12 protein-coding genes are annotated in these 15,111 nt (G+C 39.2%); 8 read left to right on the top strand and 4 right to left on the bottom strand.

Features of this window, described 5'->3' with window-relative positions; translation table 11 throughout:
* The first annotated feature begins 123 nt into the window (after positions 1–123).
* The 5 genes from IQ264_RS26375 to IQ264_RS26395 all read left to right on the top strand — a co-directional run bounded on the left by IQ264_RS26375 (position 124) and on the right by IQ264_RS26395 (position 5,484).
* Positions 124–1,335 carry an aspartate aminotransferase gene (locus tag IQ264_RS26375; protein WP_193984513.1) on the top strand — a complete coding sequence of 404 codons (1,212 nt, stop codon included), beginning with the start codon at positions 124–126 and terminating at the stop codon, positions 1,333–1,335.
* On the top strand, positions 1,332–2,696 hold the full coding sequence (locus IQ264_RS26380; RefSeq protein ID WP_193984515.1) for a serpin family protein: 1,365 nt from the start codon (positions 1,332–1,334) through the stop codon (positions 2,694–2,696). Before IQ264_RS26375 ends, IQ264_RS26380 begins: the two co-directional genes overlap by 4 nt.
* Positions 2,697–2,814: 118 nt before the next feature.
* On the top strand, positions 2,815–3,120 hold the full coding sequence (locus tag IQ264_RS26385) for a (2Fe-2S) ferredoxin domain-containing protein (protein ID WP_193984517.1): 306 nt from the start codon (positions 2,815–2,817) through the stop codon (positions 3,118–3,120).
* 20 nt (positions 3,121–3,140) lie between these two features.
* Positions 3,141–4,136: a 1-acyl-sn-glycerol-3-phosphate acyltransferase gene (locus IQ264_RS26390; RefSeq protein ID WP_193984519.1), complete on the top strand. Its 996-nt coding sequence runs from the start codon at positions 3,141–3,143 to the stop codon at positions 4,134–4,136.
* Positions 4,137–4,218: 82 nt separating this feature from the next.
* Positions 4,219–5,484: a serpin family protein gene (locus IQ264_RS26395; protein WP_193984521.1), complete on the top strand. Its 1,266-nt coding sequence runs from the start codon at positions 4,219–4,221 to the stop codon at positions 5,482–5,484.
* Positions 5,485–5,601: 117 nt separating this feature from the next.
* Here IQ264_RS26395 and rppA read toward each other — a convergent pair whose 3' ends face one another.
* A complete protein-coding gene (gene rppA / locus IQ264_RS26400; RefSeq protein WP_193984523.1) occupies positions 5,602–6,288 on the bottom strand; it encodes a two-component system response regulator RppA in 687 nt (228 codons plus the stop codon).
* 70 nt (positions 6,289–6,358) lie between these two features.
* Between rppA and hisG the strand changes: the two genes are divergently transcribed.
* The 3 genes from hisG to trpD all read left to right on the top strand — a co-directional run bounded on the left by hisG (position 6,359) and on the right by trpD (position 10,269).
* Positions 6,359–7,003 carry an ATP phosphoribosyltransferase gene (hisG, locus tag IQ264_RS26405; RefSeq protein ID WP_193984525.1) on the top strand — a complete coding sequence of 215 codons (645 nt, stop codon included), beginning with the start codon at positions 6,359–6,361 and terminating at the stop codon, positions 7,001–7,003.
* Positions 7,004–7,146: 143 nt separating this feature from the next.
* Positions 7,147–8,994 (top strand): ABC transporter ATP-binding protein, encoded by a 1,848-nt coding sequence (locus IQ264_RS26410; protein WP_193984527.1) that lies wholly within the window; start codon positions 7,147–7,149, stop codon positions 8,992–8,994.
* Positions 8,995–9,186: 192 nt separating this feature from the next.
* Positions 9,187–10,269 carry an anthranilate phosphoribosyltransferase gene (trpD, locus tag IQ264_RS26415; RefSeq protein WP_193984529.1) on the top strand — a complete coding sequence of 361 codons (1,083 nt, stop codon included), beginning with the start codon at positions 9,187–9,189 and terminating at the stop codon, positions 10,267–10,269.
* A gap of 116 nt (positions 10,270–10,385) precedes the next feature.
* Here trpD and IQ264_RS26420 read toward each other — a convergent pair whose 3' ends face one another.
* From IQ264_RS26420 to IQ264_RS26430, 3 genes are all read right to left on the bottom strand, one after another.
* Positions 10,386–11,030 carry a histidine phosphatase family protein gene (locus tag IQ264_RS26420; protein WP_193984531.1) on the bottom strand — a complete coding sequence of 215 codons (645 nt, stop codon included), beginning with the start codon at positions 11,028–11,030 and terminating at the stop codon, positions 10,386–10,388.
* 157 nt (positions 11,031–11,187) lie between these two features.
* Complete coding sequence (locus IQ264_RS26425; protein WP_193984533.1) at positions 11,188–13,719, bottom strand: glycogen/starch/alpha-glucan phosphorylase; 2,532 nt, start codon at positions 13,717–13,719, stop codon at positions 11,188–11,190.
* A 102-nt stretch (positions 13,720–13,821) separates the two neighbouring features.
* Complete coding sequence (locus IQ264_RS26430) at positions 13,822–15,003, bottom strand: transaldolase (RefSeq protein ID WP_193984535.1); 1,182 nt, start codon at positions 15,001–15,003, stop codon at positions 13,822–13,824.
* Between the last annotated feature and the right edge of the window lie 108 nt (positions 15,004–15,111).

Consider the following 15,111-nt stretch of genomic DNA (forward strand, 5'->3'; position numbering starts at 1 on the left):
CCCCTACCTCTTCTTCCCAGTCCCCAAAAGGTGACATTCTGAGAGATACTTTTCAAACACCCTTTATGGGTGGGTTTTTTTTCTCTATTAGTTATTTAGGCAGTTGTGCAATAAGTTAACAAGATGAATTTAGATTGGATTACGCCTGCGAAACGGTTACAAGCTTTGCCTCCTTACGTTTTTGCGCGTTTGGATGAGTTGAAGGCGCGGGCTAGGGAACAGGGTTTGGATTTGATTGATTTGGGGATGGGTAATCCTGATGGGGCGACTCCGCAGCCTGTGGTGGAGGCGGCGATTCGGGCTTTGCAAAATCCGGCTAATCACGGTTATCCGCCTTTTGAGGGGACTGCGAGTTTCCGGCGAACGATTACTGATTGGTATAAGCGTCGTTATGGGGTGGAACTCGATCCTAGTAGTGAGGCTTTGCCTTTGTTGGGCTCTAAGGAGGGTTTGACTCATTTGGCGATCGCTTATATTAACCCAGGCGATCTGGTTTTGGTGCCTTCCCCTGCTTATCCCGCCCATTTTCGGGGCCCGGTGATTGCTGGCGGTGAGGTGTATAGTTTAATCTTAAAGCCGGAAAATGATTGGTTAATTGATTTAGCGGCAATTCCTGATGAGGTTGCCCAACGCGCCAAAATTCTCTACTTTAATTATCCGAGTAATCCAACTGCGGCGACTGCTCCACGAGAGTTTTTCGAGGAAATTGTGGCTTTTGCCCGTAAACATGAAATTATGCTAGTTCATGATTTGTGTTATGCGGAGTTGGCTTTTGATGGTTATCAGCCGACTAGTTTATTAGAAATTCCTGGTGCGAAAGAGATTGGTGTGGAGTTTCACACTATGTCAAAAACTTATAATATGGCTGGTTGGCGTGTGGGTTTCGTTGTGGGCAACCGCCATATTATTCAAGGTTTACGTACTTTAAAAACTAATTTGGATTATGGCATTTTTGCGGCTTTACAATCAGCTGCGGAAACGGCGCTTCAGTTGCCAGATGTATACTTACAAGAAGTGCAAGAACGTTATCGCCGTCGTCGGGATTTTTTGATTGATGGGTTGGCGAGTTTGGGTTGGAATGTGCCGAAGACTAAGGCGACTATGTATCTTTGGGTACCTTGTCCGCCTGGTGTGGGATCGACAGATTTTGCGCTTTCCGTATTGCAACAAACTGGTGTTGTAGTTACTCCGGGAAATGCCTTTGGTGTTGCTGGTGAGGGTTACGTGCGTATCAGTTTGATTGCTGAATGCGATCGCTTAGCTACTGCTGTGCAACGCTTGAAACAGGCTAACATTCGTTACCAATCAGAAGCATTAGTTGCTAGTTCAGAGTGAAAGTTAAATTTGTCGGAAATTATGTAATTCTTTGCTGGGCTGTTGTTGGCTTAGCTATTATTTGGTGGCAAAAACAATCTGTTGCTAATGGATATAGTTTTTCCACCAATTCTACTGTTTTGGATGCTGGATTTCTCCGAGTTCCCCGGCTTTTTCAAGAAGTTAAAGAACTAGGGAAATCAACTAATTTTGAAAATACTTATTCGCAGTCTCTTAGTTCTGCTAAATCGGCAATTAATCCCCAAATAGTTGCTGCTAATACGCGATTTAGTTTAAAACTATTTTCGCATTTGCAAACCAAACAAGCTAACCAAAATCTTTTTATTTCTCCTGCTAGTGTGAGTGTGGCTTTGGCGATCGCTTACAATGGCAGTAATGGTGAAACTAGACAAGCGATCGGTCGGACATTAGAATTACAACAAATTAGCATTCAAGATGTCAATGAAGCAAATGCACTGCTCAAAAAACATCTGCTAGAATCTAGTTTCAAATCTCAGCTTTGTATCGCTAATTCTCTGTGGATCGATCGCCAGGAAACAATTAAGCCGGATTTTAATCAAAAAATTAAACAGTATTATCAAGCTGAAATTAAAAGTATTGATTTCCGACAAAATCACGCTTCAGTTACTATTAATGATTGGGTCAAGAAAAGTACTAATGGCAAGATAGATACTATTATTGAGCGCATAGAACCAAATACAACTTTTCTTTTACTCAACGCTATTTATTTTGCAGGTAGTTGGAAATATCCCTTTGCTAAAAACTTAACTCAAGACTATCCTTTCACCTTAGCAAATGGAACTCAAAAATCAGTCAAAATGATGTTTCAACAAATACCTGGAATCAAATATTATGAAAATGAATTATTTCAAGCAATTAACTTACCTTATGCTGATAATAGGTTAAGTATGTACATTTTCTTGCCTAATAAAAGTTTAGGTTTAAGAGGATTTTATCAGAATTTAAGCCATGAAAATTGGCAAAAATGGATGGGAAAATTTAATAGTAATGAACTAGACAATGATTATTCTCAATTAATCTCAGTTGGATTACCTCGCTTTAAATTAGAATATGAAACTGATTTAGTAGATACTTTGAAAGCTTTAGGAATGCAGATAGCTTTTAGTCAGAACGCTGATTTTTCGGCAATGACTGTTCCTCCTTTATGGATTGATAAAGTTCAACACAAAACTTTTGTAGAAGTTAATGAAGAGGGTACTACTGCGGCAGCAGTTACAACTATGGGAGGTACTAGAGGAGGAGGAATGCAAATAATTGTCGATCGTCCTTTCTTTTGTGTAATTGGTGACAATCTCACCGGAACTATACTGTTTATGGGGTCTATTGCAGACCCTCAGTAATGATTTGATTTTTAGCTAGAAAATATAATTATCAGTCGAGTAAATAAATTATTTTATAAAAAGCAAGATATTTTCGTTCACAATTAAATTAGTCAAACTTGATTCACTCCAATACTCTATGTCGGAACATCGCTGTGTCATGATTTGCCAACACACTTCTTGCTTGAAAAATGGTTCACTAGAGGTATTAGCTGCCTTTCAAGCCAGAGAAATAGCAGAAGTAGAAGTACAAGCTAGTCCTTGTCTGGGACAATGCAGTTCTGGCCCTACAGTGCGAATTCTACCTGATGAGACTTGGTATTGTCGCGTTCAACCTAGTGATATTCCTGAAATTGTTGAACAACATCTTCAACAAGGAAAACCCGTAGAAGCCAAGCTGAACCCTAGAATTCATTTAAGCATGGAAATGTTTTTTTCCCCTTAGTATTTTAAGAGTAAAAAACAATGAATTATGAAGAAGATAAATTAAATTATAAATTTTCCTGGTTTGACTGGTTTTGTCTGTGGTATCCACCTGGTTGGTTAATTTTATTTAACCGTCATTGGCAAAAATATCACGCTGATCCTGATGGTTGGAATTGGCTAGAATATATTTTGTTTTTGATTCCTGGTGGTTTTTATTTAGCATTATTAATTCGTTGGTTGCGTCTTGGTTGTCGTTTTCCCCGCCAAGAAGATGAAGAATTTAACCCCAATTATCAACAAGCTTTTCGCCAAGAAATACTTGCTCCCATTGTTAAATACTATTTTCGGGGTGAGTTAAAACAAGGGGAAAATTTGCCGGAAAAAGCACCATTAATAGTAGCAATTAATCATGCAGGAATGTCTTTCCCTTGGGATTTTTTAGTATTAGCTTATTTATTGGGAGAAACCCGCAATTGGACTGTGCAACCCTTGGCGGGTGTTTCTTTATTTGAACATCCTTGGATGATGTGGTGGCTACCACCTGGATGGTCAAAAGTTTTAGGCGGTGTGAGAGCAGAATTAGATGATTTTGCCGCCGCAGTTTCCCACGAAATCATTTTACTTTATGCGCCTGAAGGTATACGTGGCCCTGGCAAAGGTTGGTTTTCCCGTTATCAGTTAGAAACTTTTCATCCTAGTTTTATTAGTTTAAGCGATCGCTATCAAATTCCCATCTCCCCAGTGATTTGTTTGGGCAATGAATACCTCCATCCTTGGACTATTAATCTCAGAAACTTAGGTAAAATATTTGGTCTACCTTTCTTACCCATTTCGTTTTTAATGCCTGTATTTGCACTTTTTCCCTCAATGGGTGTTTGGGCAATGAAAACTCGATTGTCTTATTATGTTCAACCTGTTTGTTTACCCCAGAATTCTTCTGATAGTAATCACACTAATGCTTATCGTCGCGCCCAAGAACTTAGAGAGAATATGCAAAAGCAAATTTTAGAATTACACAAGTCTGTTAAGAATTAATTTTTACGGGAACTTTTTAGGCTAAATCATCGACTTAGTATTTGTCAATGCTTTTTAGGAGAGCAATTAACTAAGGATAATTATGAAAAAGCAACTACTTAGTCGCATGAGTTTAGCTATAAGTTTGATTGTAGTTATTTTACTAACAGGGTCATTGATTCGACAACCTAATGAAGTGAAAGCTAACGTAAAAAACAGCAGTTTTACCAAACAAAATTCTAATAATATGAATGAAAAATTAGTGCAAGCAAATACTAATTTTGGGTTTAAATTATTTTCCCAAATTTTGGCTAAAAATTCCGATGCAAATATTTTTGTTTCGCCTAGTAGTGTAGCGATCGCACTACAAATGACTTACAATGGTGCAGCAGGTTCCACTCAACAAGCAATGGCTCAAGCCTTAGAATTACAAGGAATGAGTGTAGCAGAAATTAACCAATCTCAGTTAGCTTTAACGCAAAATTTACTCAAAATTGACCCAAAAGTGCAGCTTGATATTGCTAACTCCCTTTGGTTAAGAGAAGGGTTTCCCTTTAAACCAGAATTTCTGCAAACAACAGAGAAATATTACCAAGCAAAAATCACCAATTTAGATTTTAATAACCCCAATTCATTAAAGATTATCAATGATTGGGTGAACCAAAACACTAACTCAAAAATTCCCACAATTATTGATAGTATCGATCGTTCAGCCGTTCTTTTTTTAATCAATGCCATTTACTTTAAAGGCAGTTGGCAAAAAGAGTTTTCAAAATCTGCTACTCAAGAAAAACCTTTTACCTTACTCAATGGAACTCGCAAACAACATCCTTTAATGTCCCAAAGGGGTAAATATCGGTACTATGAAAACGCCGATTTTCAAGCCATTAGTTTACCCTACGGTTCAGGACGTTTAAGTATGTATGTGTTTCTGCCAAAACCAAACGTTAAACTGGCAAATTTTTACAGTAATTTGACTGCGGAAAACTGGCAACAATGGATGAAAGCATTCTCTTCTAGAGACGGAGAAATTGTTTTACCCCGGTTCAAATTAGAATATAAGATTACTTTAAATGAAGTACTGCAAGCATTAGGAATGGAAGTGCTTTTTCAAGACCAAGCGAATTTTTATAACATGACTCCAAGGGATGTACAAATTGATGAAGTGAAACACAAAACTTTTGTGGAAGTTAATGAAGAAGGTACAGAAGCAGCAGCAGTAACTTCTGTGGGAATTAGGGCAACTTCCGCATTACCTACAGAAGAACCACCTTTTAAAATGGTAGTCGATCGACCTTTCTTCTGTGCAATCCGTGATAATCAAACTGGAACAATTTTATTTATGGGTTCAATTGTAGATCCGACATAATCGTTCGTTGTGAGCACTTTAGTGCTAGTTGCGCTGAAGCGCCTACAACAAACTTTAAACAAACCGTTCGTTGTGAGCACTTTAGTGCTAGTTGCGCTGAAGCGCCTACAACGAACCTTAATTACTATCTACGAAGCGATAACCTTTACCATAAACAGTGTGAATTAGCTGACTTTCATTATTTGCTTCGATTTTTCGGCGCAACAAACGAATTAAAGCAGCTAACACATTGCTACTAGGTTGTTCTTCCCCACTCCACAAATGTTCATAAATTTCTGTATGAGTTAATAATTGTCCAGGATGACGCATTAAATATTCTAAAAGCTGACTTTCTTTTTCTGATAATTCAATCATTCTTTCTTGACGATAAGCTACTTGATTTTCTAAGTCTAATTCTAAATCTCCAACTTTTAATCTTTGGTGAGTTGTGGCAGATTCTAACACAGTTACTCGACGCAACAAAGCGCGAACTCTTGCTAATAACTCTCGTAATTCAAAAGGTTTAACTAAATAATCATCTGCGCCAGCATCTAAACCTTGTACGCGATCGTCTAAAGTATCTTTAGCAGTTAAAAATAAAACCGGAGTAGTTTTTCCTTGGCGGCGCAAGTCTTGACAAATTTCTAAACCAGAGATTTGCGGTAACATCCAATCAAGAATTAATAGATCATAATTTCCCTGTACCGCCAACTGACTTCCAGAAATGCCATCATAAGCTACATCTACATTATATCCATCACGAGTTAACACTGCTTTGAGAGGATCGGCAAGTTCTGTTTCGTCATCAACTAGAAGAATTTTCATGGGACAATTAAATAAAGGAAAGCTAGCTGTTACACTTTAAGATCCAACTAATTAAACATCAAAAATCGCTATGTTGACTGTTGCATTACCAAAAGGCGCACTTCTGAAAGATACAATTCGATTATTGCAAACTGTGGGATTAGATTTCAGTGCTTTTTTAGAGTCTACCAACCGCCAATTACAAATTTCCGACCCCAGCAACACCGCCCAAGCTTTGTTAGTCAGGGCGCAAGATGTTCCGGTTTATGTAGAATACGGACAAGCACAATTGGGTGTTGTCGGTTATGATGTGTTGCGGGAAAAACAACCGAAAGTTGCCCATATAGCCGATCTGAAATTTGGTTATTGTCGGTTATCTGTTGCTGTAAAACAGTCTAGCCGTTATCGATCGGCCCTGCAACTTCCGCCACATGGAAGAGTTGCTTCTAAGTTTGTTAAATGTGCCGCAGAATATTTTGAAGCTTTGGATTTATCTGTGGAAATTGTACCGCTTTCTGGTTCAGTAGAATTAGGGCCGATTACAGGAATGTCAGAAGCGATTGTCGATTTGGTTTCTAGCGGACGGACTCTTAAAGAAAACGGCTTAATTGAAACTGATGTCTTATTTGAAAGTACAGCTAGATTAATTGCTAATCCTTTGAGTTATCGGCTTAATTCTGATAATTTACATGGTTGGTTGGATAAAGTGCGAGAAGCAACTTTAGCGGCAGTATAATTGATTATTTGTCATTTGTCATCAGCCATTAGTAGAACAAAACAGCAGGAAAGAAAGTTTGTACACAGTTTTTTAACCTTTTTCATATTCTAAAATCTAAAATATAAAATGGAATAGCAGATCAATGCGAATTAGGTTTTAGAATGACTGGTTTATCACCGTTAAGAAAGAAAGATGATTATCAAAAATCGCCTCGCCGGGAAAGTGATTGGCGATTATTTTTGTGGCTAGTTCCTTATGCACGCCGGAATCAGAGATTATTGGTAATATCGATCGCCCTTTTACTCCCAGTAGCAATTTCCGGTTCAATTCAACCATTATTAATTGGACAAGCTATTTCTTTAATTCGGGGCGAAAAATCAACTTTTCCTTTTTTGCAAGGTCTTCCTTTATTTCAAGGCATTAATATTTTAGCGGGTTTACTGTTAGTATCAGTAGCCATTCGGATGGTAGTTGTTAGTTTTCAATCTTACACAGTCCAGCGAATAGGACAACAAATTACAGCTGCAATTCGCGAGGATTTATTTACTCATGTAACCTCGTTAGCGGTGAGATTTTTCGATCGCACTCCTGTGGGGAAACTAATTACTCGTCTCACTAGTGATGTAGAAGCTTTGGGAGATGTTTTTTCTACTGGCGCAATTGGCATTGTCAGCGATTTAGTTAGTATTTTAGTAATTGCCATTTTTATGTTAACTCTGCAATGGCAATTAGCACTGATCCTGATATTAATGCTAATTCCTGTTTCCCTGGTAATTATTTATTTTCAAAAGCAATTCCGCAAAGCAAATTATAAAGCAAGGGAAGAACTTTCGGCGCTAAATTCCACACTTCAAGAAAACATTATGGGAATTAGTGTGGTGCAAATGTTCCGCCGAGAAAAGTTTAACTCTGAGATGTTTCGTCAGACTAATAAACGCTATATTCGGGAAATTGACATAACAATTTTCTATGATTCAGCTGTTTCTGCTACTTTAGAGTGGATTTCTTTAATTGCGATCGCCTGCGTTTTAGGATTAGGTGGATGGCTTGTAATGCGGGAAAACTTAACTTTTGGCATTTTATCCACCTTTATTTTATATTCCCAACGTCTCTTCGATCCGCTTAGACAATTAGCCGAAAAATTTACTTCCATTCAAGCAGGTTTTACCGCTGTAGAACGGATTACTGATATTCTCAATGAACCGATCGAAATCCGCGATACCGAAACACCCAAATCTTTGCCCACAATTGGCTATTCTCATCATAATGGCGTTTCCTCAATGGGAGAAATTCGTTTTGAACAAGTAGACTTTGCTTATAAATCAAATGAATACGTTTTAAAGAACCTCGACTTTACCATTCATCCCGGAGAAAAAGTAGCTTTAGTTGGGCCAACAGGTGCTGGAAAAAGTTCAATTATTCGGTTATTATGTCGGCTTTACGAACCTACATCTGGACGAATTATTGTTGATGGAGTTGATATTCGGGACTTACCCCAAATAGAATTGCGTCGTCACATCGGCGTAATTTTACAAGACGGATTTCTCTTTTCTGGTGACGTGAAAAGTAACATCACTTTAGGAGAAAACTATCCCTTAGAAGCAGTTAAAGCTGCCGCCAAAGCCACCAATGTTGACCAATTCATTGAACAATTACCCCAAGGTTATGACACCGAACTGAGAGAAAGAGGAACCAATCTTTCAGGAGGTCAAAAACAATTATTAGCCTTTGCGAGGGCGGCAATTCGTGACCCCAGAATTTTAGTATTAGACGAAGCAACTGCCAATTTAGATGTCAGAACTGAAGCTTTAATTCAGGAAGCATTAGAAAGATTACTTGTTGGTCGTACTGCGATTATTATCGCACATCGACTTTCCACAATTCGCAATGTAGACCGAATTTTGGTACTGAAACGCGGAGAATTAGTTGAAACAGGAAGTCATGAGGAACTATTAGCAAAAAATGGACTTTATGCCAGTTTGTACAAATTGCAAATGTTAGGAAGTTAGGGATTGGGGACTAGGAAATTTATTTTTCCTATCCGCGCCAATAGAGATTCTATTTGAATTCTCAATTCCTCCCTCTCTTTCCTCTGCGTCCTCTGTGCCTGGAGCGGTTCAAAAAAAATCTCATATTTGATAAAATGAACTAGTTCCAGCCTCCAGATTTATCTGTCAAGTCAATTTAAAATCTAAAATCGCATGACTACTTCCGAAGCTTCCCTGCCAAAAAATACAATTATTACTAATAATTGGTCAAATGTACTGCAACAGTTACTCGACAAACAATCTTTATCTAATAGCCAAGCTGCTGAATTAATGCAAGGATGGCTAAATGAAGAAATTGAACCTGTGTTATCAGGCGCAATTTTAGCTGCTTTACAAGCTAAAGGAGTTTCGGCTGAAGAATTAGCAGGAATGGCTAAAGTATTACAAGCAAAATCTCTGAATTCGGAAAATTATTCTGTTCAAAAATCAGTCAATTCTGTAATTGATACTTGCGGTACTGGTGGTGATGGCGCATCAACTTTTAATATTTCTACAGCAGTGGCTTTTGTGGCAGCGGCGGCTGGTGTAGCAGTGGCTAAACATGGTAATCGTTCTGCTTCTAGTCGGGTAGGTTCTGCGGATGTGTTAGAAGCTTTGGGAGTCAATCTTAGTGCTAGTGCTCAAAAAGTTCAAGCGGCTTTATCAGAGGTAGGAATTACTTTTTTGTTTGCCCCAGGATGGCATCCAGCATTAAAAGTTGTCGCCCCTTTGCGCCGGACTTTAAAAGTGCGAACTGTGTTTAATTTATTAGGGCCGTTGGTTAATCCTTTGCGTCCTACAGGTCAGGTAATTGGTGTTTGTGAACCGCATTTAATGTTGACTATTGCTAATGCTTTGAATCAGTTGGGAATGGAAAAAGCGATCGTCCTACATGGCAGAGAAAAATTAGATGAAGCTGGATTAGCAGATAAAACAGATTTAGCAATATTATCAGGAGGCGAAGTTAAATTAGAAACAATTTCTCCTGAAGAATTAGGTTTTACAATAGCACCAACCGCCGCAATTCGAGGTGGCGATGTGTCAGAAAATGCGGAAATTTTACGTAATGTTTTGCAAGGAAAAGGTACAGCAGCACAACAGGATGTTGTCACATTAAATGCAGCTATAGCGTTGCAAGTTAGCGGATTAATTGCGATCGATGATTATCAAAAAGGTATTGCACTAGTAAGGGACATTTTATCTAGTGGCGCAGCTTGGACAAAATTAGAACAATTAGTCGCATTCCTTAAACATTAAACTCAGGATCAGGATTTATGGATTTACATGATGAACAGGATTAATCAAGAAATCTGGTAAATCTGTAAATCCCGATCCGACTTTCCCTCCTCCCCAGTCCCCAATCCCCAACTTTATTAAGTACAAGGAAGCGATCGCAAATATTCACTTAGATGGGATCGATCGCCAATTACATGAAATTTTGGCCCTTTTGATGCCATTTCCACAATACTAACTGCCGCTACAGGCATCGCCAAGCGATCGCGGTATCTCCCTACATCTATTCCCAACAAGCGACAAAGTATAATTCTAATAGTTGCTTTGTGCGACACAATCAAAACATTCCCTTCGCTATATGTTTCTTGGATTTCTTGAATTACTAAAGAAGAACGACGGGCAATATCGATCGCCCTTTCCCCATTTGGTGGCGCAATCCAAGCTGGATTAGTTAACCAGTATACATATTCATCATGAAATTCCTGGTTAACTATTGTTGGGTGTAAACCTTCCCAACAACCATAAGAAACTTCTCGCAATCCATCCCGCAATTGCATTTCTAAACCCACAGTTTCACAAAAAGGTTTTGCTGTTTGAATAGTGCGGTGTAAAGGACTGACAAACGCAGCTTTCCAAGGTAAACCGCAGTAAGCTTGAGCAAAAGCTTCTGCCATTAAAATTCCTTCTGGGGTGAGTCCGGGATCGTTTTCGATCGTGCCACAATAACCACCTGTAATACTATAAGCAGTTTGACCGTGACGTAAAAAATAGAGTTTTAAAGTCATTTGTCATTGGTCATTTGTCATTGGTTAATAACAAATAACAAAATACAGTGTTACATAAATTATTGTATGTAACTCTTAACAAGAGTAAAGGGGAGAGGATGATTTATTTCCTTTCCCCTTTACTCTTTCCTTCCTTTGAGCCTTCTGCCTTTCCGAATTAATGCAGAATAGCAGTTGCTTCGACGTATTCTTTCAAGTCAATTTTTACAGGCTGAATTTGCCAAAAATCTTCGCAATAATCGCGGATAGAACGATCGGAAGAAAACTTACCCATTCTAGCGACATTGAGAATAGACATCCGAGTCCAGCGATCGATATCGCGGTATGCTTGACTTACTCGATCCTGAGTATCTATGTAAGAACGATAGTCAGCCATTAGCATATATTGATCGTTACCCAACAGGTGATCGACTAAAGGTTTAAACAAGTTAGGATCGCCATGAGAAAAGAAACCGGAAGCGATGCGATCGATCGCCAATTTCAACTCAGGATCTTTTTGGTAATATTCCCAAGGTTTGTAACCTTTAGCTTTCAAAGCCTCAACTTCCTCGGTTGTTAATCCACACAAAAAGAAGTTTTCCTCCCCGACTTCTTCGAGGATTTCCACATTAGCACCATCCAAAGTTCCGATCGTAATAGCACCATTTAAGGCGAATTTCATATTACCTGTACCGGAAGCTTCTTTCCCGGCTGTAGAAATTTGTTCCGAAAGTTCTGCTGATGGATAAATTCTTTGGGCGAATTTCACGCTAAAGTCTTTGAGGAAAATTACCTTTAAGCGATCGCGTACATCAGGATCGCGGTTAACGATATCTCCCACAGAATTAATCAATTTAATGATTAATTTCGCCATGTAATAACCGGGTGCAGCCTTCCCACCAAACAAGAAAGTTCGCGGTGTAATGTCAATGTTGGGATTAGCTTTAATCCGGTTGTACAAAGTAATGATGTGCAACACATTCAAGTGTTGACGTTTGTATTCGTGGAAACGTTTCGCCTGAATATCAAACATCGAATTAACATTGACATGAATACCTGTGGTTTCCTTGATGTAATCCACCACTTCTTGTTTGATTTCTTGCTTCATTTGCCGCCACTGATGACGGAATTCTGCATCGTCAACAAAAGCTTCTAACTTTCTCAATTCATACAAATTTTTTACCCAATCGTCGCCAATTTTGTTATGCAGCAATTTACAAAGTCTGGGATTACTCAACACCATAAACCGTCGGGGAGTAATGCCATTTGTTTTGTTGTTGAACTTCTCTGGGTACATTTCGTAGAAGTCATGCAACACATCTTTTTTCAACAATTCCGTGTGTAATGCTGCCACACCATTAATTGAGTAACTACCCACACAAGCTAAAAATGCCATCCGCACATAACGTTCTCCCGATTCATCAATCAATGACATCCGTCCCAATTTAGTAGGATCGTCGGGAAATTTCATCCTAACTTCATCGAGAAAATGTCTGTTAATTTCGTAGATAATTTCCATGTGCCGGGGTAACATTCTGCTAAACAAACTAATCGGCCAACGTTCTAAAGCTTCTGGCAGTAAAGTATGATTAGTGTAAGCAAAAGTTCGCTTCGTAATTTCCCAAGCTTTATCCCAAGACATATCATGTTCGTCAATCAATAATCGCATCAATTCTGGGATAGCAACTGATGGGTGAGTGTCATTTAATTGAATAACAAATTTTTCATGGAAATGGTCTAAGGAAACTTTTTGTTGTTCCATGATTCGTATCATGTCTTTTAGCGAACAGGCAACAAAGAAAATTTGTTGCGCTAAACGCAGTTCTTTACCTTGAGCGGAGTTATCGTTAGGATAAAGAACTTTGGAGATGTTTTCGGAAACAGTTTTTTGGTGAACTGCGCCTAAGTAATCTCCTGAATCAAAAGCGTAAAAGTCAAAGGATTCTACTGCTTCTGCTTTCCACAAACGTAGGGTATTGGCGGTGTTAGTTTTGTAACCGAGAATTGGTGTGTCGTAAGGGATACCTTTAACTAATTTGTCAGGAAGCCAATATACTTTGTAGTGACCATGTTCATCAGCACGCAATTCTGTATGTCCGCCCAGTTTCACTTCTACAGCCCATTCTGGACGGGGAAGTTCCCAAGGATTACCCGCACTTAACCATTTGTCAGTAATTTCGACTTGCCAACCGTCTTTAATATCCTGCTCAAAAATGCCGAATTCGTAGCGAATGCCGTAACCTAAAGAGGGGATTTCTAAGGAGGCGAGGGAGTCGAGGTAGCAAGCTGCTAATCTGCCTAAACCGCCGTTACCTAGTCCAGGTTCTTCTTCTTCTTCTAGCAAGTCTTGTAAGTTGAGTCCAAGTTCTTGCATTGCTTGATTTACTTGGTCATAAATTCCCAGGTTGATTAGGTTGTTACCTAATTGTGGCCCCATGAGGAATTCGGCTGACATATAAGCAACTGTGCGGGAGGCGTTTCTGGTGTAGGTTTCGGCGGTGTTTAACCAGCGGCGTAGTAAGCGATCGCGCACTGTATAAGCCAACGCCATGTAATAGTCATTTTTACAAGCTATGGCGGGGAATTTTCCTTGAATATAAAACAGATTATCCGCAAAGGCTCTTTTTAGTGTTTCTACACTTAACCCAGTGCGATCGTCTTCGACTCTAACTTCTGTTGCTGATTCTGATGAATTCGGCAATGTTTGCATAAATTAAATTTCCACCGATTTTAGATTTTAGATTGGCGATTTTAGATTGGCGATTTTAGATTTGGGATTTTAGATTATAATCCAAAATCCCAAATCTAAAATCTATTTACTGGTCGCTAATTGTAACACTGCTCCAATTCCTGCGCTCATTTCTTCAGCAGTAATTTTGCCATCTTTGTTCACATCCAAGGCATCAAATACGGCATCACTGCCCAGCCATTCTTCACGGGTAATAAATCCATCGCCGTCTAAGTCATAGACGTGGAAAATATCTTCCGCCGCATGGCTGAGGGTGGCTGCACCTTCCAAACGCGCCAGTCGATCTGCTAATAATTTTTCCAGAGTTTCTAGAGCTTTTGTGAATCCTTTGATACCTTCATCTAATTTTTCGTAAGCCATGCGATCGGCTTCGTGCATTTTATCAAAGGTAGCTTTGTCGATCGAGATTTTTTCCATCTCTGATTTTACTGCTAATGCTGGGTCAAGTTGGCGCGGTAAATCTCCTGTATCTGCTTGTAATTCTGCCAATAATGCCGGAGAAATTGTCAACAAATCACAACCTGCCAACTCAGTAATTTCGTCAATATTACGGAAACTAGCTCCCATTACTTCTGTTTTGTAGCCAAATTTCTTGTAATAGTTATAGATTTGGGTGACAGAAAGTACTCCCGGATCTTCTGCGGGTGCGTAACTAGTTTTCCCAGTTTCTTTCTTGTACCAATCAAGAATTCTACCCACAAAAGGAGAAATCAAGGTAACTCCGGCTTCGGCACAAGCGATCGCTTGATGTAACCCAAACAACAAAGTTAAATTACAATGAATTCCCTCTTTTTCTAACACTTCGGCAGCGCGAATTCCTTCCCAAGTCGAGGCAATTTTAATTAAAATTCTCTCTTTAGCAATTCCCGCAGATTGGTATTCCGAAATTAAATAACGAGCCTTAGCAATTGTGCCTTCTGTATCATAAGAAAGTCGAGCATCTACTTCTGTAGAAACTCGACCTGGAATGATTTTCAAAATCTTTTTTCCAAAAGCAATCGCCAAGCGATCGAACGCCAAAGAAAGTATTTGGGAAGTAGAAGCACCAGCACCAGCATCTTTTTTTGCTTGTTTCAACGTCTCATCCACAATTTCTTGATACTGGGGCATTTGTGCCGCCGCTGTAATCAAAGAAGGGTTAGTCGTAGCATCTCTTGGTGTAAATTTTTCAATTGCTTGAATATCTCCTGTATCAGCAACAACAACAGTCATTTCCCGCAGTTGTTCCAACAAATTTTTAGTCATTTCTCATCTATCCTTTTTTTGTTTAGCGATCGGGTACTGGGTACTGGGTACTGGGTACTGGGAAGAAGAGGTGGGGAGGTAGGGAGGTAGGGAGGTAGGGAGGTAGGG

The organism is [Phormidium] sp. LEGE 05292 (genome assembly GCF_015207735.1).
Classification (GTDB): Bacteria; Cyanobacteriota; Cyanobacteriia; order Cyanobacteriales; family Aerosakkonemataceae; genus Floridanema.